Consider the following 13,678-nt stretch of genomic DNA (forward strand, 5'->3'; position numbering starts at 1 on the left):
AGCTTTAAAATCACAAAAATAGATAAAGTAAAAATGCTCCTAAAATCAAGCGGTAGATGACAAAAGGAAGCATCCTGATTCTTGAGATGATCTCCATAAATAGCTTAACGCAGAGATAAGCACTAACAGCACTTATAATGACACCAAGGGCGATGTCACTCCATGGCAGAGCATTTGGGTCTTTTATAAGCTTGATACTCTCAAGCCCACCAGCTAGGATAATGACTGGGATCGACATCAAAAATGAGAAATTCGCACTTCCCTTGTGGCTAAATCCTAAAAATAAGGCTGCCGTCATCGTTATGCCTGATCTTGAGACGCCAGGAATGAGCGCCACAGCTTGAGCAAGGCCGATAATAAGCGCAAATTTTATGGTCATTTCATATTCGCTTTTATTTGTCGAGCGAAGATCTGCAAAGTAAAGTGCTATGCCAAAGACGATCGTAGTAATAGCGATCACAACGCCGCTTCTTGCGTACTCTTCGATAATGTTGTTAAATAAAAGCCCAAAGATCCCAACTGGAATGGTAGCAAAGCCGACACACCAAACAAGCAAGCTATCGCCCACCATCTTTCTTTGTGCTATCGAGGTAAAAAAGTCGCGAAGTAGCTTAAAAATCGTATCTTTAAAATAAAAAAGTATCGCGCTTAGCGTACCAACATGCACTGCCACGTCAAAAGCAAGCCCTTGATCTGGCCAGCCAAGTAGCTTTGGCACCAAGATGAGATGAGCTGAGCTAGATATCGGCAAAAATTCGCTTATACCTTGCACCAAGGCCAAAACAATAACGTGAGAAATTTCCATAAAATGCCTTTTTTGATTTTAGATTGCAGTTGGGGATTTTACTCCCCAAGATTAAATTTATATAAGTTCGCTAGCAAAATTTGCAAGCTTTTGCGGAGTAAATCCAAAGTGATCAAATAGCTCATTCGCCTTTCCGCTGGCGCCAAAGCCGCTCATGCCATAAACCGCGTCGGCAAATTTATACCACTCAAGGCCAGTTGCGGCTTCGACTGTGATGATGGTTGTATTTTTGTCTAAAATTTTAGCCACGTATTCATCTGGCTGCTCGCAAAGTAGGTCAAAACAAGGTGCTGACACGATGTTTGCGCCAATACCTTGCTCAGCTAGAATTTCAGCTGCTTTTACACAGAGTGAGACCTCGCTACCGCTTGCTATAAATGTTATCTTCGCATCTTTTGCCGAGCTTAATAGATATGCGCCGTTGCTAATATCGCCAAATTCGCCTTTAGTAAGTGGCTCAAGCCCTTGGCGACTAAGTACAAATGCGCTTGGAGCATTTAAATTTAGAGCCACTTGCCAACTAGCCACATTTTCGTTGCCATCAGCTGGGCGGAAAGTGTAGAAATTTGGCATCGCTCTAAATGTGCTAAGCTGCTCGATCGGCTGATGTGTCGGACCATCTTCGCCAACGCCGATGCTATCGTGCGTGAAGATAAAAAAGTGCTTGATGCCCATGAGTGCCGCTATTCTTGCACTTGGCTTTAGATAGTCGCTAAAGATGAAAAATGTCGCTGAAAATGGCAAGAAAAGGCCGTATCTAGCGATGCCGTTATTGATGGCCGCCATGGCGTGCTCTCTGATGCCGTAGTGGATATTTTTACCATTTGGGAAGTCACCCATGCCCTTTAGCTCGGTCTTGTTTGACGGAGCAAGGTCAGCGCTACCGCCGATAAAGCCAGGAAGTTTTTTTGCTATCTCATTTAAAATAACGTGGTTTGTATCTCTTGTAGCTAGCTTTTTGTCGCTAAAGTCTGGAAATTCGAGCTTGCTAAAGTCTGGATTTAGAAGTGAGTTTAGTAAATTTTTACCTTCAATGCTTAGTGCCTCGACCTTTTTATTCCACATAGCCTCTTCAAGATCGCCCTTTTCTACCGCGCCTCTAAACCTTAAAAGCACGTCCTCGTCGATGGCAAATTTCTTCTCAGGATCAAAACCAGCTGCGGCCTTTGCCTTTTTGATGATCTCCTCGCCAAGTGGTGCGCCGTGGCTGTGATGGCTGCCTTCAAGCTCCATTGCGCCACGTGCTATGTGTGTGTTTGCGATGATGAGATATGGCGACTCTTTCTCGTTTGCTTGCTCAAGTGCAAATTCGATCTGGTTGTAGTCGTGTCCGTCGATGCGTGCGACCTCCCAGCCCTGTGCCTCGAACCTCGCCTTGACATCCTCGCTAAATGCGATCGCTGTGTCGCCCTCGATCGTGATGTTGTTTGAATCATAAATGAGCACAAGGTTGTCTAGTCTTAAATTTCCTGCGATTGAACATGCCTCGTAGCTTATGCCCTCCTCAAGATCGCCGTCGCCGCAAAGACAGTAAATTTTATGATCGATTATTTTATTATCTGGCTCATTTAGCACGTTTGCAGCGTATTTTTCTGCCATGGCTAGACCAACTGCATTTGCTACGCCTTGACCAAGTGGGCCAGTAGCCACCTCAACGCCTGGAGTGTGAATCTCTGGGTGTCCTGGGGTGTTTGAGCCAAGTTGGCGAAATTTCTTAAGCTCATCTAAGCTTAGATCGTAGCCGCTTAGATGTAAGAAGCTATAAACCAAGCTTGATGCGTGACCACCGCTAAAAACGAGCCTATCTCTGTTTAGCCATTTTGGATTTTTAGGGTTGTGTTTTAAAAAGTTGCTTAAAACCACCATGATATCGGCTAGGCCCATAGGAGCACCTGGGTGTCCGCTGTTAGCGTTTTGCACCATATCAGCGCACAAAAATCTTATAGTATCGGCTTGTTTTTTTAGCATATGATCTCCTTTTTATTGCGTCAGATTATACAAAAAAGTGATTAAAACTTGCCTTGCATTTTTGCCCAAAATGTCTAAAAAGTGATATAAATTTACGAAATTTGCGCACTTATCTTAGGTGCTTGTCTGTAAGCTCCAAGATCATCTTTGCGATATTTATATCTATCTGTTTTAGTGCCTCTTCTATCTCGCTAATAAGCTCATCTTTTTTCTTTTTTGCGCCAGATAGACCAAGTAAATTTGTAAATGAGTTTTTAGCTAGATCGTTATGCACGGGCTTTCCAGCGGCCGCTTCGTCGCTTGTAAGATCGATGATATCATCTTGTATCTGAAAAGCAAGCCCAAGCTTTAAACCGATATCATAAATTTTCTCGCACTCTGTTTTGCTTAAATTTACTATCACAGCGCCCATTTTTAGGCTTGCAGCGATGAGCTTTGCGGTTTTGTGGATGTGTAAAAAGACTAGCTCATCAAGGCTTAGCATCTTGCCAGAGAGGCCAAATTTAGCCTTTGCTCTTTTGATGTCCTCTTTGTTTGTATTTTCAAAAAAACAATCCAGCGCCTGCCCTAGCACCATGCCGCTAACGCCAGCATTCTGGCTTAAAATTTCAACGCACTTTATACGAGTGTCAGCTGGCAACTCAGCACGTGAAATTTCATAAAAAGCATGCGTGTTTAGCGCATCTCCCGCAAGTATAGCAGTCGTCTCGTCGTATGTGACGTGAAGCGTTGGCGTGCCACGCCTTAGACTTGCGTTATCCATAGACGGCAGATCATCGTGGATGAGCGAGTATGTATGCATCATCTCAAGGCCCAAAGCCACTCTCATCGCCTTTTGCGTGAGGCTTTTATCGACATTTTCGACCACACCTAGAAGCAAAAGCGCCCTAAAGTGCTTGCCTCCAGCCTTTAGCATCACCCCAAGCGCCTCCTCGTAGTAAGGGTGAAAGCTAGGCGCTTTTGGCAAATTTGCATTTAGAAATTTTACGAAGTCCTCAAGTAGGCTCATTTTGGCACTCTTGCAAAGAACTGAAAGTCATTTCTAGTAAATAAAAGCACGAAATTTTGCAGGTCGCTTATCTTTTCTAAAAGCTCCTCGCGGCTATTCACGCTCTCTTTGTTGTAGCCTAAAATTTTATCACCTATTTTGATGCCAAAGATGTCGGCATTTGACTTTGGCTCGACCTTTGTAACTACTAAATTTTTATCAACCGTGATACCATAATCAACCAAAACTTTATCATCTAGCAAGCTCTCAGGCGACTTTGGCATGACGTTTAAATTTGGTAGATCAAGGCTCGAAGGGGCGTCTATGTCGAGGCTTTGGTTAAATTTCACATCCCCGCTTACTGGCACTTGAAAGAGTAGCTCTTGCCTATCACGCTTCACGATGATGTCCAGTTTTGCGCCCTTTGGAGCAAAAAGCACCATCTCATTTAGCTCTCTTAGGCTCTTTGGCTTGATGCCATTTACACTAACAAGCTCATCATCAACCATCATCATCTTGCCGCGGCCTAGTGGATCAACAAGACCCACAAAAAATTTATCCTCTTTTTGCAAAAATTTCACGCCGATATCGCCGTAATATACGTCATCGTAAGATACAAAGTGCTTTAAATAGCGATTTGGTATAAATTTATCAGCTCCAACAGCTATGCCTATCATCTTGCAACAAGGCGTATTTATCTCGCCAGTTGCGTTATACTCGAAGCTTAGCGTGTCAAAGTCGCCTAAATTTTGTCCCAAAGACTTGATGTGACCCATGACGGTGTTATTAGAGTCGTTTAATATGCCAACCCAAGTGCTCTTTTTGATGCGCTCCTCGTTGGTCTCATCAGCCATCACGACAGGGCTTAGCTCCTTGCTAGAGCGGACTAAGAAAAGCTGCAAATATGGGTCAAATTTGACATATTCGCCAAGCGGAGCTCCCTCGCTTTTTGGCACTGCGATCAAATTTTTAGTGATAGCCACGCCAAAGTGTTTATTTACCGAGACGATTGAGTTTTTGTTCTTTTCAAAGCAGGCGTTAAAGTCCTCTTGCGTAGGCCTAGGATCGGCGTTTAGGCAAAGCGCTGATAGCAAAAATGCAAGGGCAAATTTATATTTTAGTCTCATTTTATCCCCATCGAAGCAAGGCCGCCAAGCATCCTTGAAGCGGTGTTTTTCTTGTCAGCCTCAACTGATTTTAGCACGTCATTTACGGCGCTTATTAGCAAAATTTGCATGCTCTCTTTATCCTCAAGCAAGCTATCATCTATGCTGATATCAAGTATCTCGCCGCTGCCGTTTGCTCTCACGCTCACCAGCCCGCCGCCACTTTTTGCGCCAAATTCTTTATTTTTGCTCTCTTCTTCCATCTGCTTGGCCTGCCTTTGCACATCCTCAAGCATCTGCCCCATCTTTGAAAAGTCAAATCCCTCAAACATCGCCTACTCCTTTATGATCTCGTTTTTGTTATTTACATGCACGATGGTTGGCTTAAATTTCTTAGCCTTTTTAAATTTCATACTAGCGTATGCCACGATGATGACCACGTCGCCAACACAGACCTTTCTAGCAGCTGCGCCGTTTAGGCAAATTTCGCCTTTTTTGCCCTTTATCACGTATGTGGCAAATCTCTCGCCGTTATTTACGTCTAAAATTTCAACCTTTTGATTTTCTATCAAATTTGCAGCCTTTATAAGCTCCTCGCCTATGCTGATCGAGCCAACATAGTTTAAATTTGCGTCTGTTACGACGGCTCTGTGGATCTTACTAGCTAAAATTTCTATATTCATTTTTACCTCTTTAAAAGCTCTTTTACTACTTCTTTGTCACTAAATGGGTGCTTGACGCCATTTATCTCTTGATATGGCTCGTCGCCTTTGCCAAGTATGACAAGCGCCCAGCCGGGTTCTAGCTTGCTAATGGCTAGCGCGATCGCCTCTTTGCGGTTGGCGTTTCGTATCAAATTTTCATTTTGGCTCATGCCAGCGCAAATTTCATCTATTATGCTCTCTGGCTCTTCGCTTCTTGGATTGTCACTTGTGACGATGCAAATTCTTGCGTATTTTTGGGCTATTGCTCCCATTTTTGGACGCTTTGTCCTATCTCTATCACCGCCTGCGCCAAATACAGCTATCAAATTTAGATGTCTAAGCGAGTTTAGCACCTTTTCGATGCCATCAGGCGTATGGGCAAAATCCACAATGACTAGCGGATCGGTGCTAACGACCTCCATCCTGCCGCTCACGCCTTTAAATTTACTTATCGCCTTTGAAAGTGCGGCTGCCTCTGGACGCTCTAGCAGGCAAACAGCGCCAAGGGCTGCGATTAGGTTGTAAAGATTAAACTCGCCTTGAAGGCTTGAGTCTATCTCCACATCGCCATTTGGCGTCTTGATAACTGCGTCTATGCCGTCTTTTAGCCCATAAACTATCGGCGCAAAGCTAGCTGGCTTTTTAAGCGAATACGTATAAGCGTTTTTTGGATTAAATTTAATGCCATTATCATCAGCATTTATAAGCTTCATGCCATCATCATCAAAAAAGCTCGACTTTACCCTAGCGTACTCCTCCATGCTCTTGTGGTAGTCGAGGTGGTCTTGAGTCAAATTTGTAAAAATTTTTAGAACAAATTTCAAGCTCTCTATGCGTTTTTGAGCGATCGCATGCGAGCTAACCTCCATCACGAAGTACTCGCAGCCTTGCTCGCTGGCTGCTTTGAGATAAGAAAGTGTCTTTAAAATAGCACTTGTAGTAAGCGCCTTGTCATCTATCTGCTCACCCTCTATAAATGCCCCTCTTGTGCCACTTAGCCCGCATTTTTTGCCTAAATTTCGCAAAATTTCATAAATAGCAGCAGCCGTTGTGGTCTTGCCGTTGGTGCCTGTGATGCCAACTATCTTTAAGCTTTCATCGATTTTTAAAAGCTTCTTACACTCTTCAAGGCTGATTATTTTAGCGCCATTTTTTACCGCTGCCTCTGCAAATCTCGTATTTGCAGTAGTTTGTACAAAAAACGAGCCCTCTTCGCACTCGTTTGAGTCATCTGTTATAAAGCTATTTTCTACTGATATTTTCATCGTTTTGTCTTTTTTGTATCTCTTTAAAAAGCTGATCTATGCGCTCATCACCGCCAAACATCACCGCTGCACTCTCAAGATAGTTTATACTCATTTCGATGAAGTCATTTTTTATCAAATTTCCCAAAAATTCTAAAAAATCATCTTTGTTTGAGATCATAACCTTGGTTGAGAACATGATATTTTCAAAGACCTTTTTGAAGCTCCCATCCTTATAAACAGCCTTTTTAAAGTCCTCATAGCTGATCGCGTCTTGCTCTTCAAAATACTCATCGCTAGCCAATCTTGATTCTAAAATTTTTAAAATTTCATCCATTCCTTCATCATCTTCGTCAGCTCTTAGTTTATCCATAAAATAGTCAAATAAAAGCTTTGCTTCCTCTGCATTTTTCTCGCCAAGGGAGCAAATTTGTATCAAAAATAGTAAATTTTTATCCTGTGTCTTTTCGTAAGCTAGAGAGAAGTAAAAGATCGCTTCTTTAAATTTAGAACGTTTGAAGTGTTTAATGCCTATTTTTTTATAATCTATCAATGTCAAATTCCTCGCCAATCGGGATATTTACTACCTCAAGCTCTGGGTGAATATCCATACGAAGTTGTCTTTCGAGTCCATATTTTAGTGTAGTTGTACTAGCTGCACATCCATGGCAATGCCCGGTAAGTCTTACATAAATTTTGCCATTTTTTATGCCAAGTAGCTCCATACCACCGCCATCATTTTCAAGCATCGGTAATACCTTTTGCAAACTCGCACTGACTGGTTTTAAAAGTTCTTCATCGCTAAATGGGATCATATTTTTTCCTATTAAATTTTTGGGCTATTATAGCAAAATAAAAATGCAAAAAATAATGGCTATATTTTTGCTTAGCGCTAATTTTGCTTTATAATTTAAACCTTTTTGACACACCTAGTCAGTTTTGATTATTAAATGCGTGAGCTAAAATTTAGTAAATTTTTGATTATTAGTTTTAGGATAAAAGGGCAAATTTTGCCCTTTTGTTTAATCTATTAGAAGTGATTTTATATCTACTTTTTGCTCGATCATCTTGCTCTCAAGCATAAATTCTTGCGTAGCCTCAAGTGCTTTTATATCTTCAGACATGATCTTTGGACTAAAGTCATACTGCGGATACATACTCTTTACCGCCTCTATGCTAAGCCCGGTCTCTTCAGCTGTAAATTTTAATGCCTCTTCCTCATTTACTTTCATAAAAGCCAAAATTTCATCTTGAGCCTTTTTAAATTTTTCAACTAGATCTTTATGCTTTTTGTAAAATTCTCCGCTTGTGGCAGTAACGATGACTGGAGTGATGACGCCCTTGCCTGTTGTTACGACACTAAGTCCTGATTTTTTAGCATTATAAGCAGCTGGTCCAGCAAGAAGCGCTGCATCGACGCTACCATTTTCAAGTGCAGCTTGTGCAGCTGGAATGCCCATAGAAACGAACTCTACGTCATTTATGCTTAGACCGCCAAGAGCAAGATACCTAACCAAAAGCTCATTTAATATCGTGCCTTTTGGGCCTGCTATTTTTTTACCTTTTAAGTCTTTAGCGGTTTTTATACCTTTATCTTTAGCAAATATTGCAAAAGCTTCGGGTGCTCTTGAATATGCACTTATGATCTTTATGTCGGCTTTATTTGCCGCGGCAAGTATGACTGAAGTTCCGCCCACGCAGTTTAGAAACTGGAGCGAATTTGAAGCGAGTGCTTGCGTTTGTTTCGCACCTGATGTTATCTCAGAGTACTCGACCGGTATGCCAAAAGATTTAGCATAAAAGCCTTTAAATTTATCGACGATTGAAGGGACATTTAGCGGCGATTTGACGTAGGTCATGCCGATCTTATCTAGCTCGCTTGCATTTGCGACTAGACAAAGCAAAGAGGCTGCACACAAAATCTTAAAAAACTTTCTCATATTTGCTCCTTTAAAAATTTTCCAAATTATATAACTTTTTGCTTCGTTTTGGTTTTAATTATCATTTTATAAAATGCTAAATTTCGCTCAAAATTTTACGCTTTAAGTTTATTAGCTCATCGCAAAGCAAATCTCTTGGCTTAGCTAGATTTGATAGATCATAGCTTGATTTCATCCCACCTTTTTCAAGCAAAATTATCTCATCTGCTAAATATAGGGCTTCATCGACATTATGAGTGACAAAAATGATGGTTTTACCAGCTTGAAGCTTTAAAATTTCAGCCTGCATGCTGGCTCTCGTAAAAGCATCAAGTGCTGCAAATGGCTCATCCATAAGGATCAAATTTGCTTCATATGCAAGCACTCTTGCAAGCGAAACGCGCGAGCTCATACCGCCAGATAGCTGCGAAACAGCGGCAAATTTAAAGTCATTAAGTCCTATCATTGATATGAGTCTATCTATCTTTACCTCGTCTATCTCATGCTTTTTAAGCGCAAATACGATATTTTCATAGACATTTAAAAAAGGCATAAGCCTAGGCTCTTGAAATACAAAACCAATCTTTGCTTGCTCTTTAAAATTTATCTCGCCTAGACTTACGCTCTCAAGCCCAGCAATAAGCCTTAAAAGAGTCGTTTTACCGCAACCACTTCTGCCAAGTATTACAGTGATCTTATCTTTTTTTATAGTTAAATTTAGCTCTTTTAAAACATCAATGCGCTTGTTATTAATAAAAAAATGCTTTGATAAATTTAAAATTTCTATCATTTTTCACTTCGCAAAAGGCTAAATTTAGATATCAAAAATAAAAATATCCTATCTATGAGCACGCCGCAAATGCCGATCGTAAATATGCCGACAAATATCCTATCTGCACGCGAAAGCTCCTCAGCGTCAAGTATGAGATAGCCTAGTCCGCTAGAAGCTGCGATCATCTCCGCTCCCACAATCGCTCGCATCGCGTAGCCAAAACCTATGCGCATACCGACAAAGATATCTTTTAGCGCACTTTTTAAGATGATCTTGTAAAAAATTTCAAATTTACTAAAACAAAAAATTTTACCAACCTCAATAAGCTTCACATCGCAGCTAGTTAGCCCTTTTGAAATACTTAAAAACATTGGGAAAAACGATGCTAGTATGATAATAATAATTTTTGGTGTTTCGTTTATACCAAACCAAAGTACCAAAATAGCAATAAGGCTAAGTGGTGGAACATTTCTAAAAAACTCTAGTATCCACTCGTAATAAATACTAGCTTTTGGAAATAGCGCCGCCACTCCACCAAAAGTAAATGCCAAAACAAAAGCAAAAGCATAGCCAACAAATATACGCTTAAAACTGATCATCACATGCGTTATTAGCTCGCCACTTAAGCTCATGTCAAACATCGTTTTAAGTGTCGTAATAGGACTTGGCAAGATATAGGGCGTGAAAATTTCTAGCTCGCAAACGACCTGCCAGAGAGCAAAGATCACTAGGATCAAAATGCTCTTTTTAAAAATTTCTATCACAGCCCATCTCCATTGTGACAGCCGTTTTCGCAGTATAAAAGCTCGATGATCTGATAGTTTTTAAGCTCGCTAAATTTATATGAAAATGCGTTTTGTATCTTTTCTTTACTGCATAAGCTTAGTGTTTTTATGCCTAAATTTTCAAAAAATCCAGGTGGGATCGGGCTTGATTCTATTTTGCTTATTTGTAAATTTATATCGTTTAGCTCTTTAAAATTTTTCCATGTTAAAAATGTAGTTTGATCTAATTTTAAAGAATTTCCAAGCTCAGCCAAGTCCTCACAAGGCGTTGTTATATAAAGCCACTCATCTTCTTTTAGATTTGAGCTAAGCTCGATGGCGCTTTCAATTAAAATGGGATTTAAGCTTGAAATATTGTTTGAAAATTCTTTAAAATTTGATCTTATAAAATTTACAGCTCTTGGACAGCGACTGTCTAAAACCATGCCTTTAGAGCATAAATTTTTATATGAATTTTTGACATCACGAACATGATCTTTTTCGCACTCTACTATGTTAAAGCCCTTATTTTGCAAGAGCTCTTTTAACGCAGAGAAGTCATACATATTTTTTACAACCGGATTTAGCCAAAGTAGCTTTCTCACGAGTTCTCCGTAATTTTAATAATAGAAATCAAGATTCTATCATTTAAAAATTTAAACCAAGTAAAAAGAGCCTCTTATGACTAAAATCATAAAGATAAGCGGTGCAAAAAACTAAATTTAGCCTATACTTTTATATCTAATTTCTGTTTTTGCTCCACTTTTTCCATTAGTTTTAGTATATCAACTCCGTTTTTCTCAAGCTGAATTAGCTCCTTAAGATAGGCAAATTTCTCATCTTTATTGATGTCGTAAGTAGCCAGTTTCTCACTTCGTCCGATCACTGAAGCATAGACTTTGTTGCCATCAAGTTTATCCGTATTTTGTACATTATAAAGCGAGAGCACGCCCTCTACCACCTCTTTAAAATCCGCCCCACTCTTCATGCCAGCTTTCATGAGCGTAAGAAATCTCTGTCTGCTCTCTTCGTCAGTGAAATTTATATTTTGTAGCGTCTGATACTCGATTGGTGGCTTGTTAGTGCTAGTTAGCATGGAGATAGCCTTTTTGCCTATTGTAATGCTCTCCACGCCGACTCTTTCGCCAAGATATTGCCTAAGTGCATAATCAATCCACTTATCTTTAAACTCATCTATGCTTAGGTCCTTATCGAGTATCTCAAACCCTTCCACGTGGCTCTTGTGACCAAGCCCAAGAAGTGTGTTATCAAGTTTTGATGTGTATTCTTTTGCAAAGAGATCGACATCTGTTGGATAATATCCTATGATCTCTTCGTGAGCTCTGCCAAAGCCAAGTGCTTTGGTCTGGTTGATAAAATTTTTGAGATCATTTATCTCATCTTGGCTGACTTGTTTGTCATATCCCATGAGCTTGCCCCAGATGCTTATCTTGCCATTAGCAGCTATGCCTGATAGCGAGAAATTGCTAGCAAATGTTAGATTCTCACTATTTTTTTGAAATTTTGTCGTATTTGTTTCATTTAAATTTATTGGCTCACCTCTAGTATCGGTATGACTTTTTTGCTCATCAACCAAACTACTAGATAAATCATTTAAAGAATTTTTGTCTATATTGGATTTAGTATTTTTAGTATCAAGCTCTTGCGCTCTACTACTTTGCGAGCCAATATAAAAATTTGTCCCAACTCCATTTACACTACCTATCATCTCAAATCCTTTGAAATTTATTAGATACCTGAAACAAATATCGTCTTAATAAAATAAAATTTTAGCATAGAGTTCAAAGGTAAAAATTTAAAATATATGATTTTAGATTAAAGGATTTACAATTTTTAACTATTAAATTTATGATTTTTTGGTTAATAAAATTTGATAAACAATTAAAGAAATTTATACTTTAGAAAGCTTTTGAAAGAAGGATTTTATTTTAAAGGTAAGAGAATTTTATATTCAAGAAATTAAAAAAAGAGAGCCGAAGCTCTCTAATAATTATTCAGCTACTAGCTCTATATAAGCCATCTCTGCTGCGTCGCCTCTGCGAACACGAGTCTTGATGATTCTTGTATAGCCACCATTACGCTCTTTAAATTTTGGAGCTACTTCAGTGACTAATTTATTTGTTGTTTCTTTATCTTGTAAAGAAGCAAATACTGCTCTGTGAGCGTTAGAGTCACCTTTTCTAGCTCTTGTGATTAGCTTTTCAACATAGCTTCTAAGCTCTTTTGCTTTTGGTAAAGTCGTCTCTATCTTTTCGCTTTTGATGATAGCTATCGCCAAATTTTTAAGCAATGCAGATCTATGAGATGATGTTCTACCAAGTTTACGATATCCGTGTTTATGTCTCATCTATTGTCCTTTTATTCTTTTACACTCATTTGTGCTTTAAGCTCGGTTATTTTCTTTCTTAGTTGCTCTTTGCCATCTTTTAACACATCGGCACCAACTGGATAGCCTATCTCTTCCATAACCGCTTTAATCTCTTCAAGAGATTTTTTACCTAAATTTTTAAGCTCTTTAAGCTCATTTTCGTCCATTAATGCAAGCTCGCCGATAAATCTAATATCAGCTTTGTCAAGGCAGTTAAAACTTCTAGCACTTAAATTTAGATCTTCTACGCTAGAAAGTAACTTTGAAAACTCGCCACCTGCAGTTGAGCTAGCAACTGGAGTACTAACATCAATATCTAAAATTCCTTTAAATACTGACATTTGTTGATACATAGCTTCTAAACAATTTTTAAAAGCCTCTATCGGACTAACTTGACCATCAGTTGTTATAGTAAATACGATCTTTTCATAGTCTGGATCATCCTCAACCAAGACATTTTGTATATCATAAACTGCTTTTTTAACAGGTGTAAAGAAAGCATCAAGTGCGATATAGTCGTCTTCAATCTCTTCTCTGATCTCTTCACTAGGAACATATCCGATACCTTTTTGAATGATAACTGAAAAATTTAACTCAGCATCTTCGTTTATTGTAGCAAGGTATGCGTCTGGGTTAACGATCTCAACTAGATCATTATTTAGATCAGCCCCAGTTATCTCTTTTGGTCCTTTAAAGCTATACTCTATAACTTCGCGCTCACTGGTGCTTTTTAATTTAAATCTGATCTTTTTCAAATTTATAATAAAAAAAGCTACGTCCTCTAGCATACCTCGCATACTATCAAATTCGTGACTAACGCCTTTTATCTTTACACCAATAGGAGCAAAACCTACTGTACTTGTGTAAAGAAGACGACGCAATGGGTGAGCCAAGGTAACAGCATAGCCCGCCTCAAAAGGATATGCTGTAATGTTAGCAACATTTTCACTAACACTTTTAACTTCAATTTCAGTTGGCATATAAGCTGATGTAGTAATCTTTCTCATCTTTATACCCTC

At 39.4% G+C, this 13,678-nt stretch carries 16 protein-coding genes; all 16 read right to left on the reverse strand.

Translation table 11 applies throughout. The features are described from left to right. Positions 1-10 precede the first annotated feature (10 nt). Positions 11-805 carry an undecaprenyl-diphosphate phosphatase gene (locus A3223_RS08015; protein WP_084109878.1) on the reverse strand — a complete coding sequence of 265 codons (795 nt, stop codon included), beginning with the start codon at positions 803-805 and terminating at the stop codon, positions 11-13. Between the two features lie 57 nt (positions 806-862). After that, a complete protein-coding gene (gene tkt, locus A3223_RS08020) occupies positions 863-2,773 on the reverse strand; it encodes a transketolase (RefSeq protein ID WP_084109879.1) in 1,911 nt (636 codons plus the stop codon). Positions 2,774-2,882: 109 nt separating this feature from the next. Beyond that, a complete protein-coding gene (locus tag A3223_RS08025; protein ID WP_084109880.1) occupies positions 2,883-3,782 on the reverse strand; it encodes a polyprenyl synthetase family protein in 900 nt (299 codons plus the stop codon). Beyond that, the gene (locus tag A3223_RS08030) at positions 3,779-4,888 is read right to left on the reverse strand and encodes a DUF7488 domain-containing protein (protein WP_009295270.1); all 1,110 of its coding nucleotides are present in this window, start codon (positions 4,886-4,888) and stop codon (positions 3,779-3,781) included. The genes A3223_RS08025 and A3223_RS08030 overlap by 4 nt, the downstream gene beginning before the upstream one ends. After that, on the reverse strand, positions 4,885-5,199 hold the full coding sequence (locus A3223_RS08035; RefSeq protein ID WP_021091096.1) for a YbaB/EbfC family nucleoid-associated protein: 315 nt from the start codon (positions 5,197-5,199) through the stop codon (positions 4,885-4,887). The genes A3223_RS08030 and A3223_RS08035 overlap by 4 nt, the downstream gene beginning before the upstream one ends. Before the next feature lie 3 nt (positions 5,200-5,202). Beyond that, positions 5,203-5,550: an aspartate 1-decarboxylase gene (gene panD, locus A3223_RS08040; protein WP_002941539.1), complete on the reverse strand. Its 348-nt coding sequence runs from the start codon at positions 5,548-5,550 to the stop codon at positions 5,203-5,205. Between the two features lie 2 nt (positions 5,551-5,552). Beyond that, positions 5,553-6,836, reverse strand: coding sequence for a UDP-N-acetylmuramoyl-L-alanyl-D-glutamate--2,6-diaminopimelate ligase (locus A3223_RS08045; protein ID WP_084109881.1), 1,284 nt, complete (start codon positions 6,834-6,836; stop codon positions 5,553-5,555). Further along, positions 6,814-7,368, reverse strand: a complete 555-nt coding sequence (locus A3223_RS08050; RefSeq protein ID WP_084109882.1) for a histidine kinase — start codon at positions 7,366-7,368, stop codon at positions 6,814-6,816. Before A3223_RS08050 ends, A3223_RS08045 begins: the two co-directional genes overlap by 23 nt. After that, a complete protein-coding gene (locus tag A3223_RS08055; protein ID WP_021091089.1) occupies positions 7,355-7,630 on the reverse strand; it encodes a NifU family protein in 276 nt (91 codons plus the stop codon). The genes A3223_RS08050 and A3223_RS08055 overlap by 14 nt, the downstream gene beginning before the upstream one ends. A 207-nt stretch (positions 7,631-7,837) precedes the next feature. Next, the gene (locus tag A3223_RS08060) at positions 7,838-8,755 is read right to left on the reverse strand and encodes an NrtA/SsuA/CpmA family ABC transporter substrate-binding protein (protein WP_084109883.1); all 918 of its coding nucleotides are present in this window, start codon (positions 8,753-8,755) and stop codon (positions 7,838-7,840) included. Between the two features lie 76 nt (positions 8,756-8,831). Further along, positions 8,832-9,524 (reverse strand): ABC transporter ATP-binding protein, encoded by a 693-nt coding sequence (locus A3223_RS08065; protein ID WP_084109884.1) that lies wholly within the window; start codon positions 9,522-9,524, stop codon positions 8,832-8,834. Further along, complete coding sequence (locus A3223_RS08070) at positions 9,521-10,270, reverse strand: ABC transporter permease (protein ID WP_084109885.1); 750 nt, start codon at positions 10,268-10,270, stop codon at positions 9,521-9,523. Before A3223_RS08070 ends, A3223_RS08065 begins: the two co-directional genes overlap by 4 nt. Beyond that, positions 10,267-10,875 carry a hypothetical protein gene (locus A3223_RS08075; RefSeq protein ID WP_084109886.1) on the reverse strand — a complete coding sequence of 203 codons (609 nt, stop codon included), beginning with the start codon at positions 10,873-10,875 and terminating at the stop codon, positions 10,267-10,269. Before A3223_RS08075 ends, A3223_RS08070 begins: the two co-directional genes overlap by 4 nt. A gap of 122 nt (positions 10,876-10,997) precedes the next feature. Further along, positions 10,998-11,999, reverse strand: a complete 1,002-nt coding sequence (locus A3223_RS08080; RefSeq protein WP_084109887.1) for a hypothetical protein — start codon at positions 11,997-11,999, stop codon at positions 10,998-11,000. Between the two features lie 282 nt (positions 12,000-12,281). Then, positions 12,282-12,638, reverse strand: coding sequence for a 50S ribosomal protein L17 (gene rplQ / locus A3223_RS08085; RefSeq protein ID WP_002941584.1), 357 nt, complete (start codon positions 12,636-12,638; stop codon positions 12,282-12,284). Positions 12,639-12,649: 11 nt separating this feature from the next. After that, positions 12,650-13,666, reverse strand: a complete 1,017-nt coding sequence (locus A3223_RS08090; protein ID WP_084109888.1) for a DNA-directed RNA polymerase subunit alpha — start codon at positions 13,664-13,666, stop codon at positions 12,650-12,652. Positions 13,667-13,678: the final 12 nt, after the last annotated feature.

It is taken from the genome of Campylobacter concisus (assembly GCF_002092855.1).
Taxonomy (GTDB): Bacteria; Campylobacterota; Campylobacteria; order Campylobacterales; family Campylobacteraceae; genus Campylobacter_A; species Campylobacter_A concisus_AI.

Bases quoted from the DNA above. Each gene is read 5' to 3' on its own strand.
- A3223_RS08065 (WP_084109884.1), bottom strand. From the start codon at position 9,524: ATGATAGAAATTTTAAATTTATCAAAGCATTTTTTTATTAATAACAAG.
- A3223_RS08035 (WP_021091096.1), bottom strand. From the start codon at position 5,199: ATGTTTGAGGGATTTGACTTTTCAAAGATGGGGCAGATGCTTGAGGAT.
- panD (WP_002941539.1), bottom strand. From the start codon at position 5,550: ATGAATATAGAAATTTTAGCTAGTAAGATCCACAGAGCCGTCGTAACA.
- A3223_RS08045 (WP_084109881.1), bottom strand. From the start codon at position 6,836: ATGAAAATATCAGTAGAAAATAGCTTTATAACAGATGACTCAAACGAG.
- A3223_RS08030 (WP_009295270.1), bottom strand. From the start codon at position 4,888: ATGAGACTAAAATATAAATTTGCCCTTGCATTTTTGCTATCAGCGCTT.
- A3223_RS08090 (WP_084109888.1), bottom strand. From the start codon at position 13,666: ATGAGAAAGATTACTACATCAGCTTATATGCCAACTGAAATTGAAGTT.
- A3223_RS08080 (WP_084109887.1), bottom strand. From the start codon at position 11,999: ATGATAGGTAGTGTAAATGGAGTTGGGACAAATTTTTATATTGGCTCG.
- A3223_RS08060 (WP_084109883.1), bottom strand. From the start codon at position 8,755: ATGAGAAAGTTTTTTAAGATTTTGTGTGCAGCCTCTTTGCTTTGTCTA.
- A3223_RS08055 (WP_021091089.1), bottom strand. From the start codon at position 7,630: ATGATCCCATTTAGCGATGAAGAACTTTTAAAACCAGTCAGTGCGAGT.
- tkt (WP_084109879.1), bottom strand. From the start codon at position 2,773: ATGCTAAAAAAACAAGCCGATACTATAAGATTTTTGTGCGCTGATATG.
- A3223_RS08015 (WP_084109878.1), bottom strand. From the start codon at position 805: ATGGAAATTTCTCACGTTATTGTTTTGGCCTTGGTGCAAGGTATAAGC.
- rplQ (WP_002941584.1), bottom strand. From the start codon at position 12,638: ATGAGACATAAACACGGATATCGTAAACTTGGTAGAACATCATCTCAT.
- A3223_RS08025 (WP_084109880.1), bottom strand. From the start codon at position 3,782: ATGAGCCTACTTGAGGACTTCGTAAAATTTCTAAATGCAAATTTGCCA.